At 36.7% G+C, this 15,710-nt stretch carries 11 protein-coding genes; 7 read left to right on the forward strand and 4 right to left on the reverse strand.

What is annotated here, in order from left to right:
• Positions 1–83: 83 nt before the first annotated feature.
• The 4 genes from EO98_RS09425 to uppS all read right to left on the reverse strand — a co-directional run bounded on the left by EO98_RS09425 (position 84) and on the right by uppS (position 4,339).
• On the reverse strand, positions 84–2,183 hold the full coding sequence (locus EO98_RS09425; RefSeq protein ID WP_311135547.1) for a thioredoxin domain-containing protein: 2,100 nt from the start codon (positions 2,181–2,183) through the stop codon (positions 84–86).
• 15 nt (positions 2,184–2,198) lie between these two features.
• Entirely contained in the window at positions 2,199–2,714 is a 516-nt protein-coding gene (locus EO98_RS17505; RefSeq protein WP_052734413.1) for a rhodanese-like domain-containing protein, read from the reverse strand.
• 32 nt (positions 2,715–2,746) lie between these two features.
• Positions 2,747–2,989, reverse strand: coding sequence for a hypothetical protein (locus EO98_RS09435; protein ID WP_156161091.1), 243 nt, complete (start codon positions 2,987–2,989; stop codon positions 2,747–2,749).
• A 453-nt stretch (positions 2,990–3,442) separates the two neighbouring features.
• On the reverse strand, positions 3,443–4,339 hold the full coding sequence (gene uppS, locus EO98_RS09440) for a polyprenyl diphosphate synthase (RefSeq protein ID WP_200895248.1): 897 nt from the start codon (positions 4,337–4,339) through the stop codon (positions 3,443–3,445).
• 1,246 nt (positions 4,340–5,585) lie between these two features.
• Between uppS and EO98_RS09445 the strand changes: the two genes are divergently transcribed.
• The 7 genes from EO98_RS09445 (at position 5,586) to EO98_RS09475 (ending at position 14,762) form a co-directional block, all read left to right on the forward strand.
• Entirely contained in the window at positions 5,586–6,362 is a 777-nt protein-coding gene (locus EO98_RS09445) for a hypothetical protein (RefSeq protein ID WP_156161092.1), read from the forward strand.
• The gene (locus tag EO98_RS09450) at positions 6,359–7,519 is read left to right on the forward strand and encodes a hypothetical protein (RefSeq protein WP_048137122.1); all 1,161 of its coding nucleotides are present in this window, start codon (positions 6,359–6,361) and stop codon (positions 7,517–7,519) included. Before EO98_RS09445 ends, EO98_RS09450 begins: the two co-directional genes overlap by 4 nt.
• 5 nt (positions 7,520–7,524) lie before the next feature.
• Positions 7,525–8,658, forward strand: a complete 1,134-nt coding sequence (locus tag EO98_RS09455) for a DegT/DnrJ/EryC1/StrS family aminotransferase (RefSeq protein WP_048137124.1) — start codon at positions 7,525–7,527, stop codon at positions 8,656–8,658.
• 151 nt (positions 8,659–8,809) lie between these two features.
• On the forward strand, positions 8,810–10,045 hold the full coding sequence (locus EO98_RS09460) for a glycosyltransferase (RefSeq protein ID WP_048137128.1): 1,236 nt from the start codon (positions 8,810–8,812) through the stop codon (positions 10,043–10,045).
• Positions 10,038–11,192 (forward strand): glycosyltransferase, encoded by a 1,155-nt coding sequence (locus EO98_RS09465; protein WP_048137130.1) that lies wholly within the window; start codon positions 10,038–10,040, stop codon positions 11,190–11,192. The genes EO98_RS09460 and EO98_RS09465 overlap by 8 nt, the downstream gene beginning before the upstream one ends.
• Positions 11,193–11,548: 356 nt before the next feature.
• Positions 11,549–13,180 carry a hypothetical protein gene (locus EO98_RS09470; protein ID WP_156161094.1) on the forward strand — a complete coding sequence of 544 codons (1,632 nt, stop codon included), beginning with the start codon at positions 11,549–11,551 and terminating at the stop codon, positions 13,178–13,180.
• Positions 13,181–13,442: 262 nt separating this feature from the next.
• Entirely contained in the window at positions 13,443–14,762 is a 1,320-nt protein-coding gene (locus EO98_RS09475) for an oligosaccharide flippase family protein (RefSeq protein ID WP_048137133.1), read from the forward strand.
• The last annotated feature ends 948 nt before the right edge of the window (positions 14,763–15,710 follow it).

Raw genomic sequence — 15,710 nt, forward strand, 5'->3', positions numbered from 1 at the left:
TTGCAGTACTGATCTGAGTTTTAATCTCATCCAATCTGAGTTTTAATCTCATCCTGAGGCATGTATCCAGCTGAGTGCGAACCTCAAACATTAAGCATCTTTAACATATCGTTGGTTTCAGTAGTAGGAAGCCGGCATTCATAGTTCTGGCAGACGTATGCAGTTGCCTTTCCCTCAATCGGGAGCTGTTCTTTTGTGTATTCTGCAAGGTCTGTAATTTCGGAATTTTCTCCTTCGGGCCTGAAAACCAGCACTTTATTAGGTATGAAGTAGCTCCAGAGCTCTTCAAGCATATGTACTGTATCCGGAGATTCGCGTTTTCCTGAAATAATTACTTCATATGAAGGTCCCAGTCTGAAATCAAGGGAAGACAGAAACTGAGTGTACCCCGAAGGCGCTTTCCGGATCAGCTTTGAAAATGAGCGTTCGAGCCTGTCAGCAGTTTCCTCGAGTTCAGGATCTGCAATTATCCTGGAGAGGCGCAGAAGGTTCAACATTTCAATTGAGTTCCCGGACGGTATTGCTGCATCTATAAACTCCTTTTTTCTGAAGATAAGAGATTCACTATCGTTGGCTGTGAAATAGAGTCCCCCGTTGGCCGGGTCCCAGAAGTGTTCAAACAATTCACTGTTCAGGGAAATGGCTGCTTTGAGGTGCCGCAGCTGGAACCCTGCCTCATAAAGTTCCAGGAGACCATATGTCAGGAAGGTGTAGTCATCGGAAGTTCCGGAAATTCCTGCAACTCCATCCCTGTAACGGTGAAGTAGCCTGTTGTCGGGGCTGTAAAGGGTTTCCATAATAAAATCTGCGGCTTTTTCTGCGGCTTTCAGATATTTTTGTTCCCCAAAAACCTGGAAGCCTTTTGCAAAAGCTGCAATCATAAGCCCGTTCCAGTCGGTCAGGATCTTATCATCCATTGAAGGCCTTTTGCGCTCGTATCTGGCTGCAAGGAGTTTCTCTCTGGAACGTTTTACCCGTTTTTCAACCTCTTCTACGGGAATCTTAAGTTCGGCTGCAAGGGAACCCGGAGAGAGGGCCATGTAGAAGAGATTTGTTCCGGTTTTTCTGCCCCTTATCTCTTCTTCAAAGTTGCCTCCCTCCCTCAAATTGAACATTTTTATAATCAATTCGGAATCCTCAGGGCCAAGGACGCTCCGGACCTCTTCTATGGTCCACAGGTAGTACTTTCCTTCTTCCCCTTCAACATCGGCATCCTCCCCGCAGTAAAACCCGCCTTCCGGAGATGTCAGGTCCCTCAAAACGTAATCAAGGATTCCCTCTGCTGTTTCTTTATACAGGTTTTTCCCGGTAACCTGATAGGCTTCAGTGTATGCAGCTGCGGTAAGAGCCTGATCGTATAACATTTTTTCAAAGTGAGGCAGAACCCACATGTTGTCCGTGGAATAACGATGAAAACCCGAGCCCAGCTGGTCATAGATTCCTCCCCTGCGCATATTGTCCAGGGTATGTTCTACCATATGAAGGGCTTCAGGGTTTCCGCTGCGTTTCCAGTAGCGGAGCAAAAAGGAAAGTTTGTGCGGGGTCGGGAACTTTGGAGCCCCTTCAAAGCCTCCATACTCGATATCAAATGAATTCAGAAGTTCGTCGTAAGCTTCTTCGATTACCTCTTCCCCAAGTCCGTCTCCTGCAGACTCTACAATCATGCTCTGGATGGTAGATGTAATCTTTTCAGCTGAATCAAGCACATCCTCATGTTGCTGGTTCCAGATTTCTTTTATCCTGGGCACCAGTTCCAGCATTCCTGTCTGGTTGAAGCGCGATTTTTTCGGAATATAGGTGCCTGCAAAAAAGGGTTTTTTACCCGGAGTAATAATAATATTAAGAGGCCAGCCTCCTCTTCCAAGAATAATCTGGCAGACAGTCATGTAGATATTGTCAATATCCGGTCGCTCTTCCCTATCCACTTTTATGGAAACAAAAGCTTCGTTCATGAGTCTTGCAACTTCTTCATCCTCAAAAGACTCATGTGCCATCACATGGCACCAGTGGCAAGTGGAGTATCCAATTGAGAGAAAAACAGGCTTGTTTTCGTTTCTGGCTTTCTCAAAAGCCTCTTCTCCCCACGGGTACCAGTCCACAGGATTATAGGCGTGCTGTAGAAGATAAGGGCTCTTTTCGTTAATCAGGCGGTTATGTTTTCTTTGTTCTTTTCCCAGTAAAATCCCCCCTGCGTTTCCTCACGTTTTCTGATCCCGCCAGGCAAGCATGCCGCCTCTCAGGACCTTTACCTTTCCAAAACCATTTCGGGTAAGAATCTCCGCAGCTCTGGTTGCCCGCATACCGGAACGGCATACAACTATTATCTCCCTGTCTCTTACATTTTTTAGCTCCGAAATCCTGTTTTCCAGGCTTCCAACAGGGATATTTACCGAGTTTTCCAGATGCCTCAGTTTTCCGGAAAGTTCATTTTCTTCTCTGACATCAAGGATAAGAATAGGAGCTCCAGATTCCAGTTCATTCTGCAGTTCAGAGGCTGAGATGGTGTCCTGATTCAGATTTTCTCCCTTCCCGGATGTAGCTTTTCCTTTATCTGAGCTGCCGGACTCTATAGCCTCTCTGGAAGCTTGAGAACTGCGGACGCCGGAGTCTCTTGATCTAAAAAGCTTTTTTACCCAGTTTGCAGGCCCTACTTCCAGTTCCTCAGCTATTTTAAAATCCCTTCCTTTTCTGTAAAGTCCGAATTGAAAATTCATAAACCCTCACAGGAAACCCCTGAATCTTTAGCTCAGGGGCGGTTGACTATAATATTGCAGCCTTTGAGGGGGTCGGGTAGAAGCTCCTGAAATATCTCTTGAGCAGCTGTATATGCCGCAGTCTGCATGAGTTTCAGCTTTCGCCTTTCCAGAAACTTTAAATAATCCTGAAAATAGCCCTGCGTCAGATAGGCAGATATATCATCATCAGGTTTTCTGATCATTAAAATAAATGCCCAGCAGGAGTAAGGATTTAACCCTCTACAAGCGCCCATTATGACTCCCCGTATCTAAATCAGTAGCTACCAAATATTTGATCCTTTTCCGGATAACCTTACTTGATAACTTTATCCCGTCAATAGATTTTTTTATTTTATCGGGTCTGCGATAAGTTTTCAGGGTCATCTGATAGCCCCGGAAACTGAAAAATTAGGTATAGCCAAACTTTCCCCAATTTACATAGTCGTCACCGGAATATCAATATATCGGTACTTTTTGGGATTGTTTTTCCGGCAGGCTACCAGGTCAAGAAGAAACTTTGAAAAAATAGGAACATGGAATCTATGCAGTACAAAAAAAGTTTATTGTGATTATGGAACTTACAGGTTAACAGGGGACTAATTATTCGTCTCATTTAAGCAGGATACCCCCTTCCTCGATTCCGAAGCAGCAGGGTGGGGTAATTGACATCTATTCAGGTATCCTGTTTTCCACAGGCTTTAAATATCTCAGGATACTCCCTGCTTTTTTGCTGGCAAAAGCTGTCCGAGTTCTTCGCTTTTTTCCCCGCATTTTCCTACTCTAAGGAAATTTATAATTTTTGAGACACGGTATGAGTGTTCCCGCTTTTTTTCTTCTTTTCGCGCCTGATATACTCTGATCGAACGAAGAAGGTCGATTTTTCGGAATTCGGGCCAGAAAGGAGCGCAGAAATAAGTTGCACATTCGCTGCCGTTAGCCTGCCACGGCAGGAAGTTAGAGACTCTCTCATCTCCTCCTGTGCGGACAATCAGATCCACATTCGGGACTGGGACTCCAGGCGCAGGGTAGAGGTGTTTTGAAATCAAGTTTTCGTTAACATCTTCCAGAGAAAGTTTTCCACTGGACACGCAGGTTGCAATATCCCTTACCGCCTGTATTATATCTTGCCTACCCCCGTAAGCAATAGCCACGTTCAAATTGAATTTCCTGTGGTGTTCGGTAGCTTTCTCAATCTTTTCAATTGACTCGTTCAGAAAAGCCGGCAGTTTTGTTCTGTCACCTATTACCCTGACCTGCATCTCTTTTTCGTAGGTTCTCTTATCGGTATGAAGCTTCAGAAATTTATCATTGATCAGATTAAAGAGTCCACCAACCTCTTCTTCTGAACGCTGGAAATTTTCAGTGGAAAAGGCATAGAGAGTAAGCTGTTTTACTCCTATCTCATAGCACCATTCAATAACTCTTTCAGTAACTTCGGCTCCCATAGCGTGTCCAAAACTGAGAGCTCTTCCCAGCTGGCCGGCATATCTGCGGTTTCCATCCATGATTACAGCTATGTGTCCAGGGATTTCAGAGCTCAAAATCTCTTTTTCAAGGATCTGCTCATACTTCTGGTAGAACACGCTGAAAGTCCGGTTTTTCATGAAGCGAAGCCCTGCCCGGAAGATTCCCTTGCTCCAGGGCATCTTTTTTAAATCCTTTATGCGCTTTCCTCCTGAGGTGTCTAGATATGAGAAATGCCCAAGTAGATTTCTCTCCTAATGGAACCTAATACCTTCTCTTGCCAAGATGTTAATATTTCTTTTGCTTAAAAATTTTCTCTATATATGAAAAAAATCTACTTATGTATATTTTATGAAAAAATAAGCAGGATACCCATGTCTTAAGACATAGGAGGAATGCGTCAACTTCCTTTATAATAGGGATGGTAGTGAGAAAAACATTCTCCTCTCTACTTTCGTAGAGTAATGCGTATCCCGATTGTGAAGTCAATCAAGGAATCCGATCCCCTTTCGATCTAATATGGAAAGGTTTCACGATGCAAGCACTGTCCCTACCTCTCAGGTCTGTTTAATCCATCCTTATAGCCTTAAACTGAGGCGACATTCAAGGGTAACTATGTATTCCTTCTTATCGTTTACCGATTTTGTTAACTCCACTCGGTGATCTGGTCAACAAGGGCATTTACATGCCCGCGACTTTAGTCGTGGGTTATTGACTCAGGGCGTGAAAAGATCCCATTAAACTATTTGCAGTCCATTCTTGATTAATTCACTCATTTGGTTCTGATGGATTATGAAATTCTTCTTTAAATTAATTCATCTTTTTCGTTTGTTGATATTTTTGGATACTGATAGTGGATACATTAGAGACAGGGATATGTATAAATTTATCTCAGGTGTTTTTCCGAAGGTTCCGTAATACTTCTTTTTTTTAAGGGGGATGCATGGATTATTCTAAAACTTACAGAATATGTAATAGTAATGCATGTGTCTTCGGTTAAGTGATGAATCGTGATAATTGCCTCTACTTTCACAATAATTGTCAAATATTTGGATCTTATTGTGGGCTGGAACAATGTATCGATTTCATGTAAAATAGGCCAAAATTTAAGGCAGGCTTCTGGTTCAAAATCGATAGCTTTAGGGCAAGAAAATTCCTTAACCGATGACCAATGAATAGTAATGTGATTGGTGTAGTTGGCGGATTCAAAGGACTTAAGCAGAATTTGATTAGAGGGCACAAATTTTCTGATTTCACGAGAAATCTCTAACGTGATTAATAAATAAAATCCTTCACATAAAAATACTCGCCGCAATCTGTATAAATATTTGCACAAAGTTTATTACCCAGATAATCCATCTATTAAGTGGGCAGGAGGGTTATTAAGTGCCACAATTTAACGAACTAGACTTCACGGTTGATAAATTTCGCCGATTATGCTCATCAATGACAGATAAATATACTTTCCTCAAGATGGCTGAGTATGTCGCTGCAGGTGATAAGCTTCCCGATAATTTTGTATTGATGCGTCACGATGTGGATGTATCAGCTAAGAATGCACTTAAAATTGCACGCATAGAAGAGGAATTTGGTATATGTTCAACCTACTACTTCAGAACCACTAAGAAAACTTTTGTTCCTGAAATTATACAGGATATTGAGAAAATGGGACATGAAATCGGGTATCATTATGAAACTTTGAGTAAGACAAACGGAGACTATGAAAAAGCTATCAAATTATTCGAGAATGAAGTGCATAAATTCAGAAAAATTTGCAACCTCAAAACTATCTCTATGCATGGCGCAGTACTGTCCAAATATGACAGCAGAGATTTATGGAAATATTATGATTTTAGGGATTTTGGACTTATTGGAGAAGCTTACTTATCTGTTGCGAAAAATCTCAATTATTTCACTGACACAGGACGGGGCTGGAACTCCAAGAATAATTTGAGGGATTTTATCCCCGGTAAAACTGAACACGCCTTTGTTGAAACGACTGATAATCTTATTGAGTTAATTGAGAGTTCCCAAATAAGTAATTTTTACATTACATTGCATCCGAACCGATGGAAGTCAACCGTTTTCGACTGGAGTCTATGGTGGTTACAGGAACTTGCACTAAATTCTGGAAAGAGAGTTTTGATCGCGGTGAGAAGATGACCGAGGTCGTAACAAACACTATGGAGAAAGGTGTGATTGTTATTGGGGGGCATGTTCAGGGGCTTGGAATTATACGGATTTTCGGAAGGAATGGTATTCGCTGCTACTTGCTAGATTCAAACAGTATTAATATTGCAAAACATTCAATATATTGTTCTAAATTTATTGAAATAGATCCGGAACAGGAGTTCACTTCTTTTTTAATTGAACTTAATTCTAAATATAACCTGAATGGCTGGCTTCTAATTCCAACGGATGACAATTACGTCAGAATCTTGAGTCAGAACAAACAGTTACTGGAAAAATATTTTCGTGTAAGTGTTGACGATTGGCAAGTTATTGAAAAATGTTACAATAAAAGAATAACTTATCGAATAGTTCAAGACATGGGGATAGACATGCCAATAACTTATTTCCCAAACAACCTTGAGGAAATTAAAACTTTGAATGTTGATTTCCCCTGTATCATAAAACCTGCTATTATGCATAAGCTTAATAGTCAAATACATCAAAAAGTCCTTGTTTGCAAAAATAGAGAGGAGTTAATTACTAATTATGAAAAAGTATTGCATTATATCTCCGCTGATGAGGTAATTATTCAGGAAATAATTCCCGGAGATAGTGAAAATCAATATTCTGCATGTTTTTTCTATAATCGTACTGAGCCATTTGTTAGTCTTCTTGCCCGAAGAAAAAGGCAGTACCCTATGGATTTTGGAAAATGTACCACTTTTGCAGAGACAATATTTGATGAATCTCTTCTTGAAAATGCTCAACTGATATTGAACAAAATTAATTTTTGGGGTCTTTGCGAAGTTGAATTTAAAAAAGATGAACGAGATGGCAAATACAAATTTTTAGAAATAAATCCTCGATCCTGGAAATGGCATTCAATTGCTAATAAATCAGTTTCTCCTTTCTTAATTAGTTTATATAATTTTATTTATGATGGCAGGCCCATTTTTAAAAATGATTGGGATAAATGTTGCTGGAAAGATCTTATAACTGATTCTTTTGTAACCTTGATATTGTTGACATCATTTAAATTTACTACAAATAAATGCCAAAATATAGAATTTGCAGTATTTGATATCAATGACATCAAGCCATTAATTCTCGAAATTATTTATTCTCCGTATTTGTTCCTATCGAGGTGAATTAAATGATTCCTATTAATAAACCTTTAATTCTCAAAGAAAGAAAAGGGAGTACAGAATGCATAACACAACAACTGTCTCAATTTCTTCCAAATAAACATATCTATATTACGTTCTCTGCCAGACAAGGTCTTGATGTAATATATAAGCATTTATACAAATCCCAGGGCACTCTTAATGTCGCGGTATCTCCTTTGACTTGCTTTGAAGCTCTATATCCTATCATAAACAATCATCACAATATTCACTTTATTGATATTAACTCACGTACATTAAATATGAATGAAAAGCTGATTCCTGATGATGTAGATGTGATACAGGCAATTCATTTTGGTGGAAATCCACAGGATATGGACAAAATCACCTCATTAGCTATAAAAAATAAACAAATTGTTATTGAAGATTGTGCTCAGGGTTTTGGATCCCTTTACAAAAATAAATTTGTGGGTTCTTTTGGAGAATATTCCGTTTTTAGTTTTGTGAAAACTCTCTATGGGTTAGCTGGTGGTTTTGTTGTTTCTGGTTCAAATTTAGATTTACCGGAATACAAAAAACTCGGATTAATACCTACATATTATAGAATACTTAAGCGTATCTTGGAATCAAAAAATTCTTATAATTCTCAAATTGTAAATTTTATCCTTTATAATTGTGTTTTATCCCTGAGACCTGAAGACTTGTCCATTTTTTATAAAGAATATACCGTTAACGAAAAAATAATTGACTCTATTTATTCTCAGTTGTTAAATTCCGAAATACTTCTTAAAAAACGGATTGAAAATGCGCATTACATTCTGGACAGGATAGATGCAGATCGTGCATCTGGCCAGCATATACTCCCTGAAGCGACTTCAAACTACACAAGACTTTATTTAACTCTCGAAAATAGTAGCTCAAAAGAAGTTATTATAAGAATGAGGGAGAAAGGGGTCGGAGCAAATCATCTCACTCAAAATAGCATTGAATTTTATCAAAACTCTATTTTTGAAAATCCATATTTGCTGAAATTCTCCGAAAAGACGGATCTTCCTAATTACAGAGAGATTCACGATCGGGTACTAAGTTTGCCAGTTTCTCCAAATCTTTCAGAAGATGAAATGGATTACATTACACAAAACTTTAATTATTTCACAAAGTGATGCATCTGAAGAGTTATACTAATAGTAAGAAATTAAAAATTACAGGATTTATCGTTGTGTTCGGGTATTTTAATCATACTTACAAAAATCTGTACCTTTCATTAAACATCAATAAATTTTCTAGCTTTAGTGGATCATGAGGACGGTTCGTATGAAGAAAGGTTTAATAATCACAAGTAACTTCCCTGAAAATCGTACCATTTCAAGTTTTCTTTCTAGATTACTTTCTAACAAAATTATTCAGAAGAATGTGGAACTGTTTGTTCTTGCTCCTCATGCACATAGGTCTCTATTCACTGAAGAGTTATATGGTACTCACGTCTTCAGATTTCCATACTTTTATCCCTTCAAATTTCAGAAACTTGCTTATGGGGGTGGAATGCCATACAATTTCAAAAATAGTATCGTTGCAAAAGTACAAACTCCAATATTTTTTATATGTGAATTAATTTCTGCAATATTACTGGCAAAAAAAGAAAAAGTAAGTTTTATAAATTCTCACTGGTTATTTCCTCAAGGCTTAGTTGGTGCCATATGTAGCAAAATTTTAGGAATTCCACATATTGCCAGTATACATTCCTCCGAAATTACTTTTCTTGGTAAGTTGCCACTGAAAAATACAATTATACCATTTGTTTTTGCAAACAGTGTATATGTTCTTTCAGCAAGTTCACATCGAGCAAGTGAACTTTTATCATATACTTCCAGTGAATTTGCCGAAAAAGCAAAAGATAAAATTCATGTAGTCCCGATGGGAGTTGACATCAGTCGATTCAGCTGTATTAAAGATAAAGATTTTTTGAAATCAAAATATGGATTAAAACCAAAATTTATAGTGCTCTTTGTCGGTCGATTGGTAGAAGTCAAAGGATGTGAGTATCTAATTCAAGGATTCAGGACCGTGATTGATTCATTCAAGGATATTCAATTAGTTATAGTTGGAGAGGGCCCTCTTGAAAATACTTTGAAAGAAAAAGTGAGGGTTCTCGGATTGGAAGAATACGTTGTGTTTGAAGGTCTCGTTGAAAATAGTTATATTATTGATTATTACATAATGGCGGATATTGTGGTAATTCCTTCAATTGTAGATTCTTTTGGTTTTCAGGAAGGTTTCCCGGTTGTTGTGATGGAGTCTTTAGTAGTTGGGAAAGCTATTATTTCAACAAAAACAAAAGGAATTATGGAAGCCATTCAAGACAGGTATAATGGAATTTTAGTGGATCAGAAGGATGCAGAACAAATTTCCTCTGCTCTAATGGAACTGTTAACAGATGACTCCCTCAGGGAAAAAATTTCTACTAACGCATTGGAAAGTAGAAAAAAATACGACTGGGATATTATAGCAAACGAATATCTTAGGGTAATGGAGGGGGCTTCTATTGACTGATCTTTTTTTGTTAATTACTTCGCTTGCAGGAGGAGGAGCTGAGAGAGTTGCTTCTGAGCTAAGCCTTAATCTGAGTCCAAACATAAGTAGACAAATAATTATCTTAACAGATGACGTCTGCTACCCTTCCAAAGAACCTCCTTTGTCCATGAATCTCAAATTTCAGGGTCCTTTAGCCTTAAGTATTCCCTATGCGTTTTTAAAGGGAACTATGGCGTATAAAAAATTAAAAACCGAAAACAAGCCTCGTTTTTCTTTGAGCTTTTTAACACTTGATAATCTTATTAATTTGGCTTCAGGTTATGGTAATTATAAAACTAAAAATATTATTTCAGTTCATACTTCTCTGTCAATGAAGTACAAAGATTCCCCCAAAAATAGAATTATCAAATATATGATAAGTGTGATATATAAAAGAGCAGATCTGGTTATAGCTGTTTCTGAAGGAGTAAGACAAGAGTTAATTTACGATTTTAACATCAGTCCTGATAATGTAAAAGTACTATATAATCCTGTAGACCTGGATAACGTTAAAAGGCTTGCAGAAAAAGAGATTGACAATGATAACTGGTTCAATGAAGACACCCCATTGTTTATCAATATGGGACGATTGACAAAAGCAAAGGGCCAGTGGCATTTAATCAGAGCATTTTCTGAACTGAGGCAACACAGAAAGTGCAAGCTTGCAATAATAGGATATGGGGAATTGAAGGAGTACCTTGAAGACCTGGTGAAGCAACTTAATTTATCTGATGATGTTCTATTTTTGGGGTGGCAAGACAATCCATATAAGTATATCTCACGTTCCTCTTTTTTTGTATTATCCTCGCTTTGGGAGGCTCTACCTTATGCGCTCACCGAAGCAATGGCCTGTGGTTGTCCAATCATTTCCACTGATTGTAATTACGGACCTCGGGAAATACTGGGTGATAACAGGTACGGAATACTTGTACCACCCATGGATGGAGACATGCGCAGTGCTTTGGAGCCATTGTCTACAAACGAAAAAATTTTGAGTCAGGCTATGATGAACTTTCTCGATAACTCTGAACTTAGAGATTATTATGCTCAAAAATCAAAAGAAAGAGCGAAATATTTTTCAACAGTGACGTGTATACGAGAATACGAAAAGATATTCTGTGAATAAATAATGACTCTTCACTCTATTATATAATCAGTTGTTTCTATTAAAATTAAAATATATACTGGTGTTACAATCCTTGATGTAAATAACTGAAGGAGTCTGACTGTTACTTGGGATATTTTGAAACTCTTACTGATTGGGGGTAAAATTGGTTTGGGATATGTTCAATACGATCGATCTCAAATTCGGGGAGTTAGATTTTAAACTGCTTATGTGAAATGACATAGATACTAACTAAAATTACATGTTTGAGGAATTTAATGAAAACTAGTCTATTGACACGATTTGTTTTGTTATCAACATCTTTTACTTTCTTAATGATAACTATTTCCCTAATCTATCTTGAAATAAATCCCGTAATGGGTTATGAAATCTCGATTTATTCCTCTACACCTTCCATTTTTTGGATTTCAATGATTTTGGGATTAATCAACGGATTTTTATTGACTTATCTTGGAATAACTGATCAAATCAAAAGAGCCCATATTCTGGGTATATTTGAAATACTTTTTGTTAACTCTCTAGTCCTTTTATTATCTGCCTTACGGGACTATATTGTTAATCTATTGCGAGGAGACGCACCATCATATATCGGCCTTGTAAAGGATTTGACTATTCATGGAAACCTAACCGACGACTTTTATCCTTTCGTATCTATAATGGTTTCTCAGCTTCATCAAATTTCAAATATTTCCATAGTCTCGCTTGCAAAGTATATTCCAACTCTCTTTTACATATTTTCTATTCTTTCAATTTACTGTCTCAGCAAATCACTGATTTGTGACAAAAAATTTATTTTCTTCTCAGTTATTGCTGCTACACCTTTATTTTTTGCATGGTTTTCAACAGCCATGTATTACATGTTGTTATCAGTTTTTACTTTACCATTACTTTTTTACCTTTTAACTAAACTTGAAGATATGCGTTTCAGGCTTTTGATTATTATTTTCTGTTTTGTTTTTCCTTTATTCCATCCCATTACAGCTATAGTAGTAATATTATATCTATTTCTTTCATATCTCGTTCAAAGATATCCATTCAGTGATACTAAAAATTATTATATACCTGCTACATTGGTGATTTTGTCATCAGTCTCCTTGATCTTTTGGTTTAGCAATCAGTATGCTGTCACTCGATCATTTTTCATAATTGTAGCGAATCTTTTAGGAATATTTCAAGCCAACTCTACCTTTACTCAAGCTACTTATTATTCTGAAAAATTAGGTTTTATCTCAACTATTTATACACTTTCACATCTGATACTTGATGAAATGATATTTTATTCTTTAGCAGTCGTTGCAATATATCTCATAATTTTTAAAAAAGGTTCCCTCGAAAAAAGGATATTTGCGCCATTCATAGCTTGTTTCATAACAGGAACTCTACTGGTAATGTTTCTTTTTTGTTTTACTGTTGCTCATAGACCTGACAGATTACTAAACTTGAACTTCAATATGATGCTTGCCCCACTTTTTGTAGCCTATCTTCTCTATCTAAATCATAAAAATCGATTAAAGACAGTTTTATTAATAAGCTTAATTCTTCTTGCTACAGTTTCTACTTACTTTTCATTATATCAATCACCATTTACCACGAGACCAAATGACTATATGACTCTTAGTGAGTATCATGGTTCAAACTGGTTATTGTGCAATAAAAATTTTCTCATTCATACAGTTGATTTAGCAAACCCTATTTCTAGATATGCAGATTTCACTTATGGGGTAACATATAGAGCGCTTAGAAAGGATTTGAAAAGAGAATATTTATTGCCCGATCATTTTGGATTTGCCACCCCGTTTGATAATCGCTTTCCTATTGACAGAGATAGATATCTGGTTCTTTCTCCATATGATGAAGAAGCTTATACTAATATATGGGGACATACTAAAAGATTCAATAAAGATGATTTTGGAAAAATAGATGAATGCCAAAATACTTTAAAGATATTTGATGACGGTGGTTTTAAAACATATTTGATAAGAGTGTGATATGATATGGAAAATGCCAGAGCAAGCCAGTTATTTCGGCTTTTAATTATGAGCATGTTTCTAGATTTATGTGGTTTAATTTACTTCAGAGGATTTTCACAGAATCCGCATTTAATTAAGCAAAAATAAACGTGAGTAATTCATAAGGCGCATGCTTATCCAGAAATTGAATACATTGGTTCGATATATTGTTTTGGAGCTAAGTATAACCTCAAATTGAAGCCGGAAAATCAAAAGTTTTGAATTTATAATAGAGAGAGTTATGATCAGCGAATATGTTAAATTTAAGAAAGAGTCGTTCTTCATATCAAAAAATAAACTTGCTACTGTTTACAGGAAGCTATTTGCCCAAAAAACGAGTGCAGAAGTAAAGAATATTTTCAAAAACATATCATATGTTACCGCTGGAACTGTTATCGAAGCCATCAGCTGGTTTCTATTTAATGTTTTATCCGGAAGATATTTAGGCCCGGATGAATATGGCAAATTCATACTTATTCATTCAGTAGGGATGTTTTTATATTTACCAATGATACTTGGAGTAGGCACCGGGATTATTAAATATACTTCCGAAAAAATTGATTTTAATCGACAAAGCAGTATAATAACCACATCACACATAACTGTGCTGATTTTATCTGTTTTATGTAGCTGTATATACCTTAAGTTTTCAACGGCACTGATGAAAATTTTTTTGATATCTCAAAATCTTCTTAATTTAGGAATTATTTTTGCGATTATATATTCTTTTTACATAATAACCACGAGTACACTTCAAGGTATCTTCCAGATAAGGAAATATGCAATTTTAAAGCCAGTTTGCAGTTTAATTATACTGATCTCATTTCTGATTTTTGTGTTAAGTGAAACACTTTCTTTTGAGTCGCCTATTATCTCAATGTGTGTAGCTTATTTAATAACAGGGAGTATTATCCTCCTGTCAATTCAGAAATATCTGAGATCTCAATTTTTTGATTTTCAATGGGCAAAAACTCTCGTAAAATATGGAATTTTTTCGTTCCTTAGCGCAGTGTCATATATTGTCTGTACCAACATTGATAAAATATTGATTAACAGATACCTTATGATCGAAGACGTAGGCTTGTTCAACGCATACTGCATCTCCTCATTGAAAATAATGAGTATGTTTTCGGGAATTCTAGTAACTGTTTTGTTTCCTTTAATATCAGGACACGAAGAAAAGCGATCTATATTAAAGAGATATAAATCACTCGTTCCCTACATTATACTTTTAGGGATTCCCATAATGGCAATCACACAGATTATAACATTAAAACTTTATGGAGATAATTTTGAACTAAACTTAAGACTTGTACTTCTTTTTAGCATGACAGCTGTGCTTTTTTCATGGTATGATATTTACGGTTGGATTTTTAACTCAATGGGAATAAAAGGTGCAAAGCTGACCATGTATGGAACTATTACGATAGCTGTAGTAGACATAATTCTTGACATTTATCTTATCCCTCGTTTTGGACTTGATGGGTCAATTATCGCCACTGCAATTTCTTATTGTGCAGGCTTAACTGTAATTCATATAAAAAGACCATACAGGACTTAGCAAAGGGTTCAAGATGGATTTCATAGATCGTTCCATCGATACCTGGATTTATTCTTTTTCCAATCACTTGAGAACTTGCGCTTTCAGGTCTTTAAAGGAAGAAACCATTTTCCAAGGAAGAAATCCCTCCTTGCGTAACCTGCCGTATTTTCAATCTGGCCTTTTGTCTGAAATCTGTATGGCCTGCACAAACGGAGAATAAAACCAGAGGGTTTGAACCATCCTAAAGGCCTGTTGTTTGCGGCTTCCGAATTAACTTTAGATATTTGAGAGTGGTAATATCCCTAATGTAATACAAAACATGATCGGAACATAATGCTGCTATCAATATCAAAAAATTTGCACTCATAGTATCTGAGGTAGAGTTTGGAGAATCGTTTTTTCTGTAGAATGAGGGATGAACCAAGAAGTCCCTAAGTCTTTAGCTTAGGAGTAGTTCACTTTCGTGGTATGTCCTCATATAGGTGGAAAGATATATCTAAGTCTACAGGACATCCAAAAAAAATTTACTCAATGGGGCAGGTATAATGTTTAAATATATTATGGCACATGGTACATATTTATATAGCTCATCTTTTTATAATTTACTTTTTTTCACGACGGCCGTAGGGATTCCTAAGTATACAGAAGCGATAGCCTTACCACTTTTTTTGCTCCTTTCTTTAAAATTAATTTTACAAGGATCTAATCTATGGAATAGAACTCTGGCAACGTTCCTTGATCTGGCAATTTATCCACTTTTGTTTCTTTATGGTATAGTAGTCATTTTTAAAGTTGCAAATGTAGTTGCTCAAAATTATCCCAGTTAATACTAAACTGTACTGCATTTTTTTCAACAGAATGACCTGAGTATCTAAGTCTTGTAAAAAACAATCTCGGTGGAAAGATACTTTTGCTGTATAAAATCATGCAAGAAAGTATTTCCAAGGTATGTGATTAAAGAAATAC

The sequence above is a fragment of the Methanosarcina sp. 2.H.T.1A.6 genome, assembly GCF_000979455.1.
Classification (GTDB): Archaea; Halobacteriota; Methanosarcinia; order Methanosarcinales; family Methanosarcinaceae; genus Methanosarcina.